We start from the raw sequence: 15,950 nt of genomic DNA on the forward strand, positions 1-15,950 counted from the left end.
GTTCGGGAGCCGCACACTATGGCGCCTGGTGGAGGTCGGCGGTAGCGTCGGCCCGGTGAGGAACCCCAGCGTCATTGATCGGATCGCCGAGGACCACACCCGGCGACTCGCCGCCCTGCGGCCTACCTGGGCGACCGCCCTCGGCATCCCCGGCCATGACGACCGGATGGGCGACTTCTCGTCCGCCGGGCATGCGGCGTACGCCGACCTGGTCCGGGACACGCTCGCTCGGCTGGACCGTGCGGAGCGTGACGCGACCGCCGGTCCGTCCGAGGTGGCCCACGCCGAGCCGACCGCCACCGAAGCACCCGCCGCTGAGGCCCGGGACGTCGTCACCCTCGCTGCGATGCGGGACCGGCTCGGCCTGGAACTGGAGCTGTACGAGGCGCGCGAATACCGGGCCGCGGCGAACAACATCGAGTCGCCGGTGCAGGGCCTGCGCGATGTGATCGACCTGATGCCTACCGACACGGCCGCCGAGCTGGAGGTGATCGCCGCGCGTGTGGCGGACATCCCGCAGGCCGTCGATGGGTACATCGGCTGCCTGCGGGAGGGCCTCACCGCCGGTCCACGTCCGACCCGTCGACAGGCCGAACAGGCGCTCGGCGACGCGATCCTGCTCGGGGACCCGTCCTCCTCGTGGTTCGTCAGCTACCTGACCGGGCTGCTGGCCGGCGCCGGTGACTCGGCCGCCGGGACTGCTCCGGCCGCCGTGGCCGGCCGGGTGAACCCCACCGACCGCGCGTTGGCCGTACGCCTCGGGCAGGCGGCCCGGGACGCTGCCGCGGCGTACGCCCGGCTGGCCGAGGTGCTGCGCGACGAGGTCCTCCCCGGCGCCCCCGAGGCCGATGCGGTGGGCCGGGACCGTTATGCCCGGTTCTCCCGGGACTTCGTCGGCGCGGCGGTCGATCTGGACGAGACGTACGCCTGGGGGCTGGACGCCCTGCACGAACTGGCCGCGGAACAGCAGGCCGTCGCGGCCGACATCGCCGGGCCCGGGGCGTCGGTGCGGGAGGCGATCGCGGTCCTCGACGCCGATCCGGGGCGGCGGTTGCACGGCACCGACGCGCTCCAGGAGTGGATGACCCGGGTCACCGAGGAGGCCATCACCGCGCTGGACGGGGTGCACTTCGACATCTCCGGTGAGCTGCGACGCCTGGAGTGCCGGATCGCCCCGACCAACACCGGCGGCATCTACTACACCGCCCCCAGCGACGACTGGTCCCGGCCGGGACGGATGTGGTGGTCGGTGCCGGCGGGAGTCAACGACTTCACCACCTGGCGGGAACGCACCACCGTCTACCACGAGGGCGTGCCCGGCCATCACCTGCAGATCGGGCAGGCGGTCGCGAACAAGGACGAGCTCAACACCTGGCGGCGCCTGGTGTGCTGGACCTCCGGACACGGCGAGGGCTGGGCCCTCTACGCCGAGCGGCTGATGGCCGAGCTCGGCTTCCTTGACGACCCGGGCGACCGGTTCGGCATGCTCGACGCGCAGATGCTGCGGGCGGCGCGGGTGGTGTTCGACCTGGGGGTGCACCTCGGCAAGCCGGCACCGGACGAGTTCGGTGGCGGCGTCTGGGACGCCGAGAAGGGCTGGGCCTTCCTGCGCCACTACGTCGCCTCCGACGAGGCGACGCTGCGGTTCGAGTGGAACCGCTACCTCACCTGGCCGGGCCAGGCGCCCAGCTACCGGATCGGTCAGCGGATGTGGCAGGACCTGCGGGCCGATGCCGCCGCGGCCGCCGCGACCCGCGGGGAATCGTTCTCGGTGGCCGGCTTCCATGCCCGGGCGCTGTCGCTGGGATCACTACCGCTGGACGTGCTGCGGTCGGCGCTGGCGGGCTGAGGCGGCCGGCGTCAGGGGCAGTACATCCGGGGGTGACGGGTCGGGTGCCCGGCCCCGTCGGTGCGCTGCGTCGTTCGGAGCGGGGGTGCTCGGACGGGTGGGTCGTCGGGCTCAGATCGCCCCGGCGTACATCACCGCCGGGCAGCGGCACAGGAGCTCGCCGCAGGCCGGGCAGGTGCCCCGATCGCCACCGCGGTGCTGCCGCCAGAAGTCGGGTACCTCCGCGAAGGGTTCGAGCCCGGCGCGTTCCAGGATGACACCCATGCCGACCCCGCGGGGTGTCTTCGGCGCCGCCGCCGCCCAGACGCCGGTCTTGTGGCGGCGCAGGTGCGTACGCGCGGCCTGGGTGAGTCGGGTGCCCAGCCCGTGCCCGGTGTGCTCGGGATGGATCGCGACCGTGTCGAGCAGGCCGATCCGCCGGGCATGGAGCACATCGGGGAGTCCGCTACGGAGGACCTGGGCCACCGGTCCGGGCTTCATCACGGTGCCGAGGCAGACCCCGACCACCCCGTGATCGGACTCCGCCACCAGGGTGAAGCCATCGGGATCGCGGCGGAAGACGTCCGGCCCGCCGAGGAGCGGTCGATGATCCGGCTGCGCGTCAATGATCGCCTGCAGGACGGTCAGGTCCGCCCGGGCGGCGTTGCGGATACTGAGGACTGAGGTACGCGGCATGGCGTACCTCAGCGTAGATCCGGCCGACCCGATGCGTCCACTGCGGCCATCGGGCGACCCTCCGTGCCGCCGAGCTCCGGGGTCCGGGCCGACGTGCCTCGGGGTCCGGGCCGCCGCTCACCGCGGCCCCGACCTCGCTCTGTTGTCGGCACCGTCCTGTCCGGCACCGTCCTGTCCGGCACCGTCCTGTCCGGCACCGTCCTGTCCGGCACCGTCCTGTCCGGCACCGTCACTCACTGTGTTCTCAACATCGACCGGCAGCCTGGACCCCGGTGATGTCGCACGTCACCCGCGCCCCGCGCCGCGCCGCTGCTCTCCCATCCTCCTCCTGGCGGCGCGCGCGGGACTCCCGCGGATATCGAGTGGATATCGAAAGGGTGACCGAAGGGGTGATTGTTGCGCCGAGGCCTCTCCATCCGGCCCTCGGCCACCTAGGCTCGGACATGGTGAACGAGGACTGTGCCGGGGTGACCCGGGAGGGGGAGGTCCGTTGAGGGCGTCCGGAGATGCCGGCGGTGCCGGGAAGCCCGTGGGCTGTACGGCTGGGGATCACGGTGGGTTGGAGCCTGTCGTGGATCAGTTGGCGCGCGAGTTCGACGGGACGTTCAGTCCGGCGACGATCCGCCGATTCGTCGACGAATCCCATGACCTGGTCGCCCGATTCCTGACACCCGTCACCGCGCGCGGGGTCTCGCCCCGGGTGAGAGGACTGACCCGCAGGTTCGCCTCCGAGCGGCTCGGCGCCCTGGCGAGGGCGGACCGGCTCGTCCCCCGGCCGGTCCCCGAGGTGCTGTTCATCTGCGTGCAGAACGCCGGCCGGTCCCAGATGGCGGCGGCGCTGCTGGACCGCTACGCCGGTGGTCGGGCGGTGGCGCACTCGGCCGGCTCGGCTCCCGGCGCGGAGATCCACCCGGCTGTCGCGGTCGCCATGGCCGAGATCGGCATCGACCTGGCCGACGCTTTCCCCAAGCCGCTCACCGACGAGGCCGTCCGCGCCGCCGACATCGTGGTCACCATGGGCTGCGGCGACAGCTGCCCGGTGCTCCCCGGCAAGTGCTACCACGATTGGCGCCTGGACGACCCGGCGGAAGGCGGGCTCGACCAGGCGCGCCAGGTCCGCGACGAGGTGGACCGGCGGGTGCAGGAACTCTGGGCGATCATCGTCTCGCATCCGACCCTCCCGGACGGCCGGCCCAACCTGTAGGCTCGGCCGCCACGCGCGACGCTGCCGGGCAGGCGTACGAACGGTACGTCGCGTCAGGCTCCCCGCCGTCGCTCTGTGCCCGACCTGTGGATGCTCCGGCACTGCCCACGAGTCGGCGGATCCCGCCTGTGAGCCGAGCGTAGTAGCCTTTCGGTGATGGTCCGCCGGCGGGGAACCTCCTAGCGTGGACGCTGAGCCGGTGGCCGACGATCCCCCCATTGTTGTCGGCCACCGGCTCGCCGTCGTTACGCGCTGATCGGGTCCTTCGGGCCTCTCGTGCCGGGTCCTTCGGGCTACCCGTCAGGCCCGCACCACGGCCTTTGCCAGTGCCAGCCGCAGTCCCTCGGCGGTCCATCGCCCGTGGAAGATCAGGGTGCCGGGGGCGAAGGCCCAGGCATTGGCCAGCGGGCCCGCGTCGACCGGGTCGAACCCCAGGGCATCCACCAGCATGCTGACCCGCGCCGCAGCGGCCGGGTGGTCGGAGGCGATCGCCAGTGCGCGGCGGCCCTCCTCCCCGGAAGGACGGGAGTCGGTGCCGATCTCGCGGGCCCCGATGTGGTTGAGCGTGCGGACGACGTACGCACCGGCCAGATGGGCTTGGACGATCTCGCTGGTCGACCGGGGATCCTCGTCGAACTCCGGGATCGGTCCGTCGACGAGAGGGAAGTGGTTCATCACGTCGACAACGATGTGGCCACGCAGTGCCGCGGCCGGGAGGCTGCGGTAACGCCGAAGGGGGATCGCGGCGATGACGATGTCGCTGTCGTACGCCTCGGCCCGGGAGACCGCTGCGACCCCCGGCAGGTAAGGAGCGATCTGCTCGGCCGTTACCCGTGCCGGGCGGCGGGTCGCGAGGCGTACGGCGTAGCCGGTGCCCAGTAGCCGGGAGGCGAGGGCCATCCCGAGGTGTCCCGCCCCGAGGATTCCGACGGTGGTGTTGCCCACTTCACCGGTGGTTGTCCCGCCGGTGCTCGCCTGACCGGTGCTCGCCTGACCCGAGTTCGTGTCGCCGACTGTCACTCCGCCATTGTCAGCGTCGGGCTGGCGGGAGCCGGCGCGGGTCGCGGACCGGACCGTCGGCTCGACCGCTGACTTGGCCGCCCTGAGCGGCGATGTTTCCATTCTCGCCGCCGCGAACCTCGCCGGAGGCGCTCCCACCGCCGCCATCCTCACCGCAGGCGGTCCCCCTGGCCGCCCCTGACTGCCGACCCTGTCATTCTCCCGGTCCGTCCACCTCTCGGTCCGTCCACGGGGTGGTCGCGACGAAGTCCGTGGGCTTCCCGGACCGTCCGATCCGGTACACCTTCTGCCGCGCCACGCCCAGGTCGAGGGCCAGGGAGGAGGCAGGCCACGTGAGCAGCAGATCGCGGACCGCCCGCGAGCGGACGAATGCTGCCCGGGCACTGAGGTGGGCCTGCAGGGCACTGACCTCGGCCGCGACCAGGGCGACGGCCAGGGCTCCGCCATGTCGCTCGGCCCACTCGGGAGTGGACTCGCCGGGGATCCTGTTCACCGGATCCCCGCCCTCGAGCGCGGACCGATACAGCGCGTCCCCGCCGTCGGCGTAGGCGTCCAGCAGGACCTCAGGCGTCACGCCGGCGTTCGCCAGGCGACGCACCGTCTCGTGGAACGTGCCCTCGTGGACCCGGTGCGGGAGAGCAGCCTGCCACCGGGCCGATGCTCCTCCCGCGTCGGGGTCGGGGGGATCCTCGGGTCCTGAGGCGTCGAGGCCGGTGGGAGTGGCCCGGTCCGCGGCCCAGTCCTCGGCATCCTCGTTCGAGTCGTACGCCGGGTTGTACGGCCGGTCGTACGCCGGGCCGGAGTCCGGGCCGACCAAGAGCTCGCGGATCGAAGCGCGTCTGGCGGCGGCCGCATCGTCGGAATCCGCATCGTCGGAATCCGGAGTGTCGGAATCCGGAGTTGTTTCTCTTCCCGAGTTTTCACCCGGGGGGTGACGCTTCTCCATGGGGTCACTTTCCCGTGCGGACGGCGAATCGGTCAACCTATGCGGCTCAGAAGGTCGCCAAGCCCGGTCAGAGCGCCGTCACCCCCCTGGTGATGCGTCACCAGGGGGGTGAAACCTGAGTTCGAGAACAGACCTGACGTTTCGGCGAGTGCCACCCTGGCGTGGGGCGGCCTGTCCGGCGTGGGGCCGACCCGTCAGGGCGCGCAGTGGGGCCGGCTGGTCAGGACGCGGCGGACCGGGCCGGCGAGGACCGGCCCGAGGACCACGGCGCCTCAGGCGGGGATCAGCTCGGTCATCAGGAGCCCGAGGAGCAACAGACCGAGCAGGATGCGGTAGACGATGAACCCGGTGAAGTCGTTGGTCGACACGAACTTCAGCAGCCAGGCGATGGAGACGTACGCGACGACGAAGGAGACCACGGTCGCCAGCACGGTCGGACCCCAGCCGACGGTGGCGGAGACCGCTCCCGCCTGGGTGGCGGCTTCCAGCCCCCCGGCGGCGATCAGGGCCGGGATCCCCATGTAGAAGCTCAGCCGGGTGGCGGTGACCCGGTCGAAGCCCCGGAACAGGCCGGCGGAGATGGTCGCGCCGGAGCGGGAGATGCCCGGGAACAGTGGCGCCAGGGCCTGGAAGAGGCCGATCACCAGAGAGTCCTTGAGGGTGACGTCGTGCATTCCGCGGTCGTGGTGCGGGAGACGGTCGGCGATCCACATCACGATGCTCCACAGCAGCAGCGCCCCGGCGACGACCCACATGCTGCGCAGTGTGGTCTCGATCGCGCCCTTGAAGAGCAGCCCGACGACGGCCACCGGGACGGAGCCGATGATCACTCCCCAGCCCAGCCGGTAGTCCGGATCATGGCGGGCGTCGGCGCTCCTCAGCCCTCGGTACCACGCGACGGCGATCCGGACGATGTCGGTGCGGAAGTAGACGATGGCCGCGATGATCGCGCCCACCTGGATGATGGCGGTGAACGCGGTCATACCGGGGTCGTCGATCCGGTACCCGAGGAGGTGCTCGATGATGTTGAGGTGTCCGGTGCTGGAGACCGGGAGGAACTCGGTGATTCCCTCGACGATCCCGAGCAGGATGGCGTGGAACCAGTTCATGGTGCCCTTTCGTGGGTCGGCGGCTGCTGGATGCAGGTCGACCGTACCGGAGCCGCGGCACCCGGTCGCCGCTGGTCCGGCCGTCCGACCGTGCCCGGCCGCTCAGTGACGCACCGCGCGGTCGACCGCCGCCCTCACCGGGCCATACGTGGCCGCCCACCACAGCACGGTACCCAACGGCAGTCCCCACCACCCGGACCACTTCGACCGGCTGCCGTCCGGGCGCAGACCGGTCAGCGAGGCGACGCCGATCCCGGCGAAGAGCGTCGCGTACGCCGGAGCCACCAGCCGTTGGCCGGGCGGGAGCTCCCGGTCCGCGCCGAGGGCGGCCAGGGTGGCGGCCGCCGCGGCCACGCCCACGGCTCCGGGGACATCGGCCCAGGCCGCCCGACCGGTGAGTCCCCGGCGCCGGCGCCCCGAGACCGAGGCACCGGCGGCGACAGTCAGCGCGCCGGCCGCGGTCCAGGCCATCGCTCGGGCCCACCGCCCCGGACCGTCGACCGCCTCGTCCAGCAACTCGTCGTCGAGGTCGTCGGGGTTGAGCAGACCGAGGCGTACGGCGACCGCCCCCATGTTGAGCGCCCAGCCGATCCCGAACACGTGCGGCACCACCACGTGCGGATCGGACGGGTCGAACGTCGCCGCCATCCGCTGCAACACGCCGGCGGCCAGCGAGTTCGGCACGCCGAGGATGGTCCGCCACCGCCGCTCGGTGCGCAACTCCTCGTCCAGTTCCGCGGCGTACGTCCGGGCCGAGCCGAAAGACGCCACCGCGGCGGCCACCGGGTCCTCCGCCGCGGCCGGCGGACCTTCGGGCCGGGTCCCACTGTCCTCGGCGTGGGCGACGGCGTACCCCGCTGCCGTCTCCCGCAGCGCCGCCTCGAGGTCGGCAAGGGCCTGGCGGCGCGCCGGCCCGCGGGCCTTGAGGTGGCGGGCCACCTCGGCGACGTAGGCGGCGATGTCCTCGTCCACGGGGTTCGGGGCGGTCATCGGGACTCCTCGGTGAGCAGTGTGTCCATCGCCGTGACCACCTGGCGCCAGGCCGCGGTCTGTCCGGCCAGCTCCTCGCGGCCGGCATCGCTGAGCGTGTAGTACTTGCGCGGCGGGCCCTTCGGCGACTCCCGCCAGGTGGTGTTGACCAGCCGCGAGTTCTTCAGCCTCGTCAGCAGCGGGTAGATCGTGCCGGTCGTCGCCTCCAGGCCGGGCAGCCCGGCCAACCCCTCGACGATCTCGAAGCCGTACGACGGGGCGCGGTCGAGAAGGGCGAGGACGGCCAATTCGAGCGCGCCCTTGCGGAGTTGGGTGAGGTGGTCGGTGCGCATAGCTATATTGCATTGCACAGTATCCTGTCGTGTCAATATGCTGGTGGTGCCGATCGTTTCCGGTCGTCGCCATCCGCCGTCGCGCCGTCGACCACCTCCCGGAGAGTCCCATGGTCCCCCTGCTGTCCATCGCCTTCTTGGTCGTCACCCTGCTCATCTGCTTCGGTCTGCCGCTCGGCGGTCTGATCTGGCTCCAGACGCGGCGTACGTCGGACGGCGGCCCGCGCTACCCGGCGATCGGGCGTGCCTTCCTCTGCGGCATGCTCGCCTTCGCCGCCGCTCAGCTCCTCACCCGGATCCCGCTGATGCTGGTCGTCGTCCCGACGCTGCCGCCTCCGGTCGCGACCTTCCTGCTGTCCGGCCCGGTGGCGAGCTACACGGCCGGCCTGTTCGAGGAGACCGGACGGCTGGTGGTGATGGTGCTGCTGTTGCGCCGCTTCCACCGCTGGATCGACGGCGTCTCGTTCGGCCTGGGCCACGGCGGGCTCGAGGCGATGGTCCTGGTCGGCCTCAACACGGTGTCCAACCTGGTCCTCGCCGAGATGATCAACACCGGCAACTGGGCCCGGATCGCCGCCACCATGCCCGCCGCGACCGCCCAGCAGGTGCACGACGCCCTGGTCGGTACGGCGTCGCCGCTGTTCCTGGCCGCCGGCGTCGAGCGGATCGGGGCGATCGGCGTCCATGTCGCACTGTCGGTGCTGGTGCTGTGGGGCGTCCATCGCTCCCGCAAACTGCTGACCTGGGTGCTCGCCGTCCTGCTGCACGGCACGGTCAATCTCACCGCCGTCCTGATGGCCGAGTACGCGGTCAACCCCTGGCTGATCGAACTGGCCGTGTTGGTGCTCGCCGCACTGCTGCTGGTGCTGGCCGTACGCTTGCGGCCCGGGTTCGCCACCGAGGTGGTGCCGGACCTGTCGAGGCTGCCCGCGCCGCAGATCCCGGTGGGGGGTGCGGTGCCGCCGGAGAGTGGCGTCCTACCGGAGGGCGACGTCCCACTGAAACGTGACGTCCCGCCGGATGCCGTCGACGAGGGGCCGACGCCGCCCCAGGGGTGACCGCCCGGGGCTGACCGGTGGACCGTCTCGCTGATCGCGATGCCCCGACCGTGCAGAGGTGAGTGTCACTCAGCAACTCTGCACGGGCGAGGTGCGGGGGCGTCGACGGGCCCGCGCTCGATGACGCGGGCCGTCGTTCGTCTGTCTTGTCGGGGTATCTGCGATGTGTCGGGGTATCTGAGATCAGCGGGCCGCGCGGTCCATGTGCTCGGCCGGCGGCTTGGCGAAGAACAGCGCGGCGACCAGGCCGAGCAGGATCGCCGCCGCGCCGAGCAGCAGCGACTGGCCCATCGCCGCGGCGAAGGCGTCGTGGAGGAACGGCGGCAGGGTGCCGGAGAAGCCCTCGGTCGCGGTGCCGGCCGGGATCTGGGCGCGCGCCGCCGGCGGCAGGGCCTGGACCGCGCGGCTCATCTCCACCTGCAGCCGGCTCGACATCACCGCCGCGATCGACGCCGAGCCGAGGACGCTGCCCATCTGCCGGGTGGTGTTGTAGATGCCCGAGCCGGCGCCCGCCAGCCGTGGCGGGAGGTTGCGGGTGGCGGTCATCGAGACCGGCCCCCAGATCAGGCTGTTGGCGACGCCGAGCAGGGCCAGCGGGAGCAGGAACATCCAGATCGGGGTGTCCGCGCGGGTGATCCACCAGGCCCAGACCTGGGAGGCGGAGAACAGCAGGAAGCCGAGCATCGCCAGCCACTTGGGGTTGATCCGGGTCTGGAGCTTGCCGGTCAGCGGTGCCAGACCACCGGACAGCAGGGCCATCGGGATCATGGTGAGGGCCGCCTGGGTCGGGGTGAGCCCCTTCACCTCCTGGTAGAACAGCATCAGCGGGAACGAGGTGCCGACCACGCAGAAGCCCATCACGGTGATCGCGGCGTTCGCGGCGGAGAAGTTGCGGTCCCGGAAGAGGGCGAGCGGCACCAGCGGCTCGCGGGTGTTGATCGCCTGCCAGACGACGAACAGTGCCAGCACTACCAGGCCGATGGTGATCAGACCCGGCACGGAGATCGGGAGGTGGGTGTGCAGGCCGGCCACGGTGAGGTCGTCGGTGATCCCGGCCCACTGGTAGGTGTTGCCCTCCTGGATGCCGAACACGACCAGGAAGGTGCCGAGCGCGCTGAGGATGACGCCGAGCCAGTCGAAGCTGTGCGCGTGCACCGGCAGGGTGGGGACCAGGCGAACCGCAGCGACGAAGCCGACGATGCCGATCGGCACGTTGACGAAGAAGATCCACTCCCAGCCGAAGCCGTCGGTGAGCAGGCCGCCCAGCAGCGGGCCGACCAGCATGGCGACGCCGGCGGTCGCGCCCCACAGGGACATCGCCTGGGCCCGCTCCTTCGGTGGGAAGAGGCGGGTGATCACCGCCATCGTCTGCGGGGTCATCAGCGCCGCGCCGAGGCCCTGCACCACGCGCCAGGCGATCAGTGCCCCGGCCGTGCCGGCCAGGCCGCAGGCCAGCGAGGAGACGGTGAAGACGGTCAGGCCGATGAGGTAGAGGTTCTTCGGGCCGTAGCGGTCGCCGAGGCGGCCGGTGATCAGCAGCGGCACGGCGTACGCCAGCAGGTAGGCGCTGGTGACCCAGATCGCCGCGTTCAGGGTGGTGTTCAGTCCGGTGATGATGTGCGGCATCGCCACCGACACGATCGTGGTGTCGATCAGGATCATGAAGAACCCGACCACCAGGGCCACCAGGGCGCGCCAGGCGTCCGCCGTGGACACCCCGTGGTCCTCGAACTGGGCGCCGGGGCCGGTCGGGCCGGTGGGTGCGCTTGGTGTGGGTGCGTCGGGGGTGGTGGCGTCGGGGGTGCTGGGCGCACCGGGTGTCATGGTGACCCGATCGTCGCGGGTGGTGCTCATGGCTGCTCCTCGGGATCGGCGGGGGTGGATTCGATGGTGGCGTACGCGGGGGTGCCGCGCCGCGGGGCGGCGTGCGCAGGGGCGGCGTGCACCGTGATGTCGTCGTCGACGGTGGCGTACGCGGGTGGGTCGGGGGGTCCGTAGCGGGCCGGGTCGTAGTACGGGGAGACGCTCAGCGGGCGCTCCGGCAGGGCGTCGGGGTCGGGTGCCGGCGCGGGGGAGACCCAACTCGTCGTCCCGTCGCCGATCCGGGCGGCGAGGTCGCGGAGCCAGTGGGCCTCCGCGAGCAGCATCGACGCCTGGTAGTCGAGGTCGAGGGTGAAGCGCTCCGGGAGTCCGCGGCCGCAGACGTACGCCAGGGTCTCGGTGAGCAACGCGCGCTCCGCGTCGAGACGCCCGGCGCGGGTGATCAGCAGCTCGACGGCCCGGTCGGCGGGCAGCTTGTTGAGCTCGGCGACGGCACAGGGGAACCGCGGATACTCGTACACCGGCCGGGACACCCACTCGTCGACGGTGGCCCGCAGGGCGTCACGGCCCGCGTCGGTGATCCGGTAGGTCGTACGCTCCGGCCGGTTGCCGCACCGATCGGTGCCGCACGATTCCAGCAGTCCCTCGTCGGCCAGCCGGCCGATGGCGTGGTAGAGCGTGCCGGGACGGACCTTGACCACCCGGTCCTCCCGGCGCTGCAGCATGAGTTGGTAGACCTCGTACGGGTGCGACGGTGCCTCGTGCAGGATCGCCAGTGCGGAGAGCTGCAATGGGGTGAGTGGCATGATCTCCTCCTTCCGGGGCGGAGGCGCTGGGCGAATGGTGCACAGGATGCGTTGCCAGGTTGTGGCTGCCGTCACACCATAGGTGCTCCGCGTCGATTATTCCAGTTGGAGTATTGGGGGTCGGGATGCCCATGCGGCATGGTGCGGCGCACTCGTCGACGTGCCGCGGGCAACGATCCAGGTCCACGTCGCCCGATATCAGTCCGAGATGACCTCGTCGAGGTAGCACCAGCGCCAGGACTCGCCGGGCTCGAACGACCGCATCACCGGGTGCCCGGTGTGCTCGAAGTGTTTGCGGGCGTGGTTGCCGGGGGAGGAGTCGCAGCAGCCGATGTTGCCGCAGGCCAGGCACATCCGCAGGTGCACCCAGGTCAGGCCCTCCCGTTCGCAGTCCGGGCAGCCGGTGTACGAGGTGGGGACGGCGCAGTCGGTCGCCTCCTGCAGGTGGGAGCAGGGTTCGGCGATGCTGTGCACGGCGAGGGCGCCGCGTACAGCATCGCTGCGGTCGATGAAGCGTTGCGAGATCACCTCCTCGAGGTCCAGTCCGTTGAGCACCTCGGAGACGACGGTCTGGTCGGCGTTGCCCTCGTCGCGGATGTCGAGGATGACCTCTCGCTCCCGCCCCAGGGCCACTCGGCGAAGCCGACGGCGGGTCGCCTCGGGTGTCTCCTGTTCGGAGCCGGGGCGGCCGAGGCGCTCCCAGAGGGTGTTCAGCCGGTGGGTGTTCTCCGCCCTGAGCAGGTCGACGGCCGCCCTGTCCTCCGGCCCGGCCGCGCTGTCGGCGGCGTCGAGTCCGGCCGCGGTGGCGCGTTGCAGGATCATCGCGGACTCGATGGCGTCCTCGCGGGCGTCCGGTCCCCGCAGCCGCAGGGCGCGGGCCAGCGGGGGAAGGGTGAGGCCCTGGATCAGCAGCGTCCCGATCGTGACGACCAGGGCGACCAGCACCAGGACGGGTCGGCCGGGCGTGTCGAGCGGAAGCGTCATCGCGGCGGCCAGCGTCACCACGCCGCGCATCCCGGCCCAGCCGATCACCAGGGTCTCGGCCCACGGCCGGCCGCCGCGACGTACGAGGAACGCCCTGGTGCCGAGCAGCCAGACCAGCCGCAGCAGGATGACCGCTCCCAGGGTCGCCAGGCAGACCGCGATCACGGTGCCGCGTCCGGGCCCGGAGTCCCAGGCGGCGATGACGATCTGCCGGGTCTGCAGGCCGATCAGCAGGAACACGGCGTTCTCCAGCAGGAACTGCAGGGTGTGCCAGTTGATCCGGGCGGACAGCCGTGCCTCGGCGGTCTGCTCGCGCTGGGCGCGGTGGCCGAGCACGATGCCGGCGACCACCACGGCCAGCACGCCCGAGCCGTGCACCAACTCGGTGAGGACGTACGCCGTGAACGGGACGAGGAAGGACAGGCCGACCGTCATCGCGGCGTCCCGGAGCCGGCGGAAGAACAGCCCGGCGAGTCGCGCGACGCCCAGCCCGATGACGATGGCGAGGACGACGGCCCGGCCGAAGTCGAGCACCACCGCGCCGACCGACAGGGCGGCGGTGAGTGCCAGGGTGGCGGAGCGCAGGCTCACCAGGGCGGTCGCGTCGTTGACCAGGGACTCGCCCTCGAGGATCGTCACCACCCGGCGGGGGAGCCCGACCTGCCGGGCCACCGCGGTCGCTGCCACCGCATCGGGCGGTGCGACCACGGCGCCGATCGCGAAGGCGGCCGGCCACGGCACGTCGAGCAGCGGCCGGACCACCGCCGCCACCCCGGCCATGGTGAAGAGCACCAGACCGATCGACAGCCAGCCGATCGACGTGACGTTGGACCGGAAGTCCGCCAGTGGGGTGTTGACCGCGGCGGCGTAGAGCAGCGGCGGCAGCAGCCCGACCAGGACGAGCTCCGGGGACAGGGCGGGGACATGGAGGAACGGGATCAGCGACCCGGCGACCCCGACCAACATCAGGGCCAACGGCGCGGAGATCCGCAGCCGATCGGCCCACCAGGTGACCACCAGGACGACGAACGTGAACCCGGCGACGGTGATGACGATCTCCATGGGGAGATCGTAGGGCGGGAGCGGCCGGTCACTCCCGGTCGCGGGCCTGCCAGGTGCACAGGCAGGCCTCGTTGCCCTCGGCATCGGCGAGGACCCAGAACGACGGCGCGCGGCCGTCGCTGACGAGGTGGCCGCCGGCGGCCAGCGCCCGGTCCAGCCGGTGCTGCACCTCGTCGTGGGCCACCCACACGTCGAGGTGGATCCGGTTGCGCTGGGGGCGCGGGGCGTCCATCTGTTGGAACCAGATCAGCGGGCCGGTCAGGTCCGGGTCGGGGAGCTCCAGGTCGCTCTCCTCGGGGGAGTCCGCCGGCGGCATCGGGCGGCCGAGCACCGCGGCCCAGAACGGCTGGACCGCCGGTCGGTTCAGGGCGTCCACCGCGACCTCGACGACGGTGAGTCGAGCGTGGTCGGGACGGACGCCCCGGTCGGCGAGCAGGCCGCTGACCCGGGTCGCGAGGCGTACGTCCCGGTCGGTGATGCCGCCGGCGTCGTGGCTGGTCACCGACAGATGGACCCGGGACCAGCGGATCTCGATGTCCGGGTGGTGGTCGAGGGCCCGGGCGACCTCGGCCACGGCGGTGACGAACTCCATCGCCCGGTCGAAGTCGCCGAGATCGGCGCTGAGATGCAGACGGTCGGTGAGGAGCCGCCAGCCAGGGGCGGCGACGCTGGCCTCGCGGCGGGACAGGACGGTGCTCATGACAGTGGCCTTCCTCGTGGGTCCCCTCCATTGTTGATCATCGTCCGTGAGGGGTGCATCAGCCCTGTGGTGCCGGTGGTCCCGCCCGGGCGGCCGGTAGCGGCATCGCCACCTTGCCGACACCCGCGGTCGCAAGGGACCGCCTTGCCGTGCAGGCCCCATGCTGGATCCATGACCACAACGGATCACTCGGATGAGGACCCCGGGCCGGACCCCGAGCCGCGGGCGACCGTGCCGACGACGCCGGAGAGCATGACCGTGCCAGGGACGCCGGGCGTTACCGCCCCGCCCGGGGTGTCGGCGGCGCAGCCCTTCGCGGGGTTTGTCCCGCAGGAGATCCCGGTCTCCGCGGGCGCCATCCTGCTCGACGACCGGGGCCGGCTGCTGGTGCTCAAACCGACCTACAAGTCCGGATGGACGATCCCGGGCGGGATCATGGAGGCCAGCGGCGAGACGCCATGGGAGGCCTGCCGCCGCGAGGTGTTCGAGGAGACCGGACTGGTCGTCGACGGGGCACGCCTCGTCTGTGTCGACACCCGCCCGGCCCGGGAGGGACGCAAGCTCGGCCTGCGGTTCCTCTTCCACTGTGGCGCGCTGTCGCCCGAGCGGGTGGCCGACATCGTGATCGACCGGGTGGAGATCGAGGCCTATCGGTTCGTCCCGATCGACGAGGCGCTGACCCTGCTGCGCAAGCCCGTACGACGTCGGGTCCGCCGCGGGCTCGCCGCCCGACGCTGTGTCTATCTGGAGAACGGGCGGCCGGTCGGCGGGATCAGCTGAGCGGGTGACAGGAGGGCGACCCGGGCCATCGACACCCCGCGGGACCGGGCGATGTCCGCCATGGTAGCGATGATCGCGGTGTCGGAGTCCGGGTTGTGGGGGACGGGGCCGTCAGGGCGGTCCGGGGATCAGAACTTGCGACGCATGTAGGAGCGACCGAGCTTTCCGTCGCGGGCCGGCACGAAGGAGGTGAAGCCCTCGCTCGCGTACAGCTTGCGGGCCCGGTCGTTGTGACACTTCATGTCCAGCCACATGCCGCGACAGGCGTACGTGTCCCGCGCGTAGTCGACGATGTAGCGGATGAACCGGTGACCGAGGCCGCGGCCACGGTGGGCCGGGTCGATCACCATGCGGCGGAGCTCGATGTCTCCACCGTCGAGGATGCCGGCCAGCACGGCATAGCCGGCCAGGTCATCGCCGTCGAACAACAGGAAGTGCTCCTGGTCGGGATCGGCCAGGGCTGCCTCGTGGTAGTCGCGGCCTGTCGGACCGAGCCATTCGGCCGTGTCCGTAGACTTCTCCAGGCGAAGGATCGCCTCGATGTCGCCCTCCGTCGTGTGCCTGACGGTCAAGGGCAGGGTGATTGCCATGAAGATGATGATGACACCGGAAAT

At 71.7% G+C, this 15,950-nt stretch carries 16 protein-coding genes; 5 read left to right on the forward strand and 11 right to left on the reverse strand.

Annotation, left to right across the window (positions count from 1 at the left end):
* Window positions 1-55 precede the first annotated feature (55 nt).
* The gene (locus R0145_RS00195) at window positions 56-1,849 is read left to right on the forward strand and encodes a DUF885 domain-containing protein (RefSeq protein WP_317838419.1); all 1,794 of its coding nucleotides are present in this window, start codon (window positions 56-58) and stop codon (window positions 1,847-1,849) included.
* 111 nt (window positions 1,850-1,960) lie between these two features.
* Here R0145_RS00195 and R0145_RS00200 read toward each other — a convergent pair whose 3' ends face one another.
* A complete protein-coding gene (locus tag R0145_RS00200) occupies window positions 1,961-2,524 on the reverse strand; it encodes a GNAT family N-acetyltransferase (protein ID WP_317838420.1) in 564 nt (187 codons plus the stop codon).
* Between the two features lie 93 nt (window positions 2,525-2,617).
* On the opposite strand from R0145_RS00200, the gene R0145_RS18335 reads away from it, so the two are divergent.
* Entirely contained in the window at window positions 2,618-2,800 is a 183-nt protein-coding gene (locus R0145_RS18335; protein WP_411742132.1) for a pentapeptide repeat-containing protein, read from the forward strand.
* Between the two features lie 295 nt (window positions 2,801-3,095).
* Complete coding sequence (locus R0145_RS00205) at window positions 3,096-3,728, forward strand: arsenate reductase ArsC (protein ID WP_317838421.1); 633 nt, start codon at window positions 3,096-3,098, stop codon at window positions 3,726-3,728.
* 300 nt (window positions 3,729-4,028) lie between these two features.
* On the opposite strand, the gene R0145_RS00210 is transcribed toward R0145_RS00205, so the two are convergent.
* The 5 genes from R0145_RS00210 to R0145_RS00230 form a co-directional block, all read right to left on the reverse strand.
* Window positions 4,029-4,748: an NADPH-dependent F420 reductase gene (locus tag R0145_RS00210; protein ID WP_317838422.1), complete on the reverse strand. Its 720-nt coding sequence runs from the start codon at window positions 4,746-4,748 to the stop codon at window positions 4,029-4,031.
* A gap of 193 nt (window positions 4,749-4,941) precedes the next feature.
* On the reverse strand, window positions 4,942-5,565 hold the full coding sequence (locus tag R0145_RS00215; RefSeq protein ID WP_317838423.1) for a hypothetical protein: 624 nt from the start codon (window positions 5,563-5,565) through the stop codon (window positions 4,942-4,944).
* A gap of 401 nt (window positions 5,566-5,966) precedes the next feature.
* Window positions 5,967-6,803, reverse strand: a complete 837-nt coding sequence (locus tag R0145_RS00220) for an undecaprenyl-diphosphate phosphatase (RefSeq protein ID WP_317838424.1) — start codon at window positions 6,801-6,803, stop codon at window positions 5,967-5,969.
* Between the two features lie 102 nt (window positions 6,804-6,905).
* On the reverse strand, window positions 6,906-7,793 hold the full coding sequence (locus R0145_RS00225; protein ID WP_317838425.1) for a DUF5808 domain-containing protein: 888 nt from the start codon (window positions 7,791-7,793) through the stop codon (window positions 6,906-6,908).
* Window positions 7,790-8,125 carry a PadR family transcriptional regulator gene (locus tag R0145_RS00230; protein WP_317838426.1) on the reverse strand — a complete coding sequence of 112 codons (336 nt, stop codon included), beginning with the start codon at window positions 8,123-8,125 and terminating at the stop codon, window positions 7,790-7,792. The genes R0145_RS00225 and R0145_RS00230 overlap by 4 nt, the downstream gene beginning before the upstream one ends.
* 110 nt (window positions 8,126-8,235) lie before the next feature.
* Here R0145_RS00230 and R0145_RS00235 point away from each other — a divergent pair, with 110 nt between their 5' ends.
* A complete protein-coding gene (locus R0145_RS00235) occupies window positions 8,236-9,183 on the forward strand; it encodes a YhfC family intramembrane metalloprotease (protein ID WP_317838427.1) in 948 nt (315 codons plus the stop codon).
* A 183-nt stretch (window positions 9,184-9,366) separates the two neighbouring features.
* Here the strand turns inward: R0145_RS00235 and R0145_RS00240 are convergent, their stop codons facing one another.
* The 4 genes from R0145_RS00240 to R0145_RS00255 form a co-directional block, all read right to left on the reverse strand.
* On the reverse strand, window positions 9,367-11,037 hold the full coding sequence (locus R0145_RS00240; RefSeq protein ID WP_317838428.1) for a DHA2 family efflux MFS transporter permease subunit: 1,671 nt from the start codon (window positions 11,035-11,037) through the stop codon (window positions 9,367-9,369).
* Window positions 11,034-11,810, reverse strand: coding sequence for a PadR family transcriptional regulator (locus R0145_RS00245; protein WP_317838429.1), 777 nt, complete (start codon window positions 11,808-11,810; stop codon window positions 11,034-11,036). The genes R0145_RS00240 and R0145_RS00245 overlap by 4 nt, the downstream gene beginning before the upstream one ends.
* Window positions 11,811-12,008: 198 nt before the next feature.
* Entirely contained in the window at window positions 12,009-13,856 is a 1,848-nt protein-coding gene (locus R0145_RS00250; RefSeq protein ID WP_317838430.1) for a cation:proton antiporter, read from the reverse strand.
* Window positions 13,857-13,884: 28 nt separating this feature from the next.
* Window positions 13,885-14,556 carry a 4a-hydroxytetrahydrobiopterin dehydratase gene (locus tag R0145_RS00255; protein WP_317838431.1) on the reverse strand — a complete coding sequence of 224 codons (672 nt, stop codon included), beginning with the start codon at window positions 14,554-14,556 and terminating at the stop codon, window positions 13,885-13,887.
* Between the two features lie 171 nt (window positions 14,557-14,727).
* On the opposite strand from R0145_RS00255, the gene R0145_RS00260 reads away from it, so the two are divergent.
* Window positions 14,728-15,336 carry an NUDIX hydrolase gene (locus R0145_RS00260; protein WP_317838432.1) on the forward strand — a complete coding sequence of 203 codons (609 nt, stop codon included), beginning with the start codon at window positions 14,728-14,730 and terminating at the stop codon, window positions 15,334-15,336.
* A 128-nt stretch (window positions 15,337-15,464) separates the two neighbouring features.
* On the opposite strand, the gene R0145_RS00265 is transcribed toward R0145_RS00260, so the two are convergent.
* Entirely contained in the window at window positions 15,465-15,926 is a 462-nt protein-coding gene (locus tag R0145_RS00265) for a GNAT family N-acetyltransferase (RefSeq protein WP_317838433.1), read from the reverse strand.
* Between the last annotated feature and the right edge of the window lie 24 nt (window positions 15,927-15,950).

The sequence above is a fragment of the Raineyella sp. W15-4 genome, from assembly GCF_033170155.1.
Taxonomy (GTDB): Bacteria; Actinomycetota; Actinomycetes; order Propionibacteriales; family Propionibacteriaceae; genus Raineyella.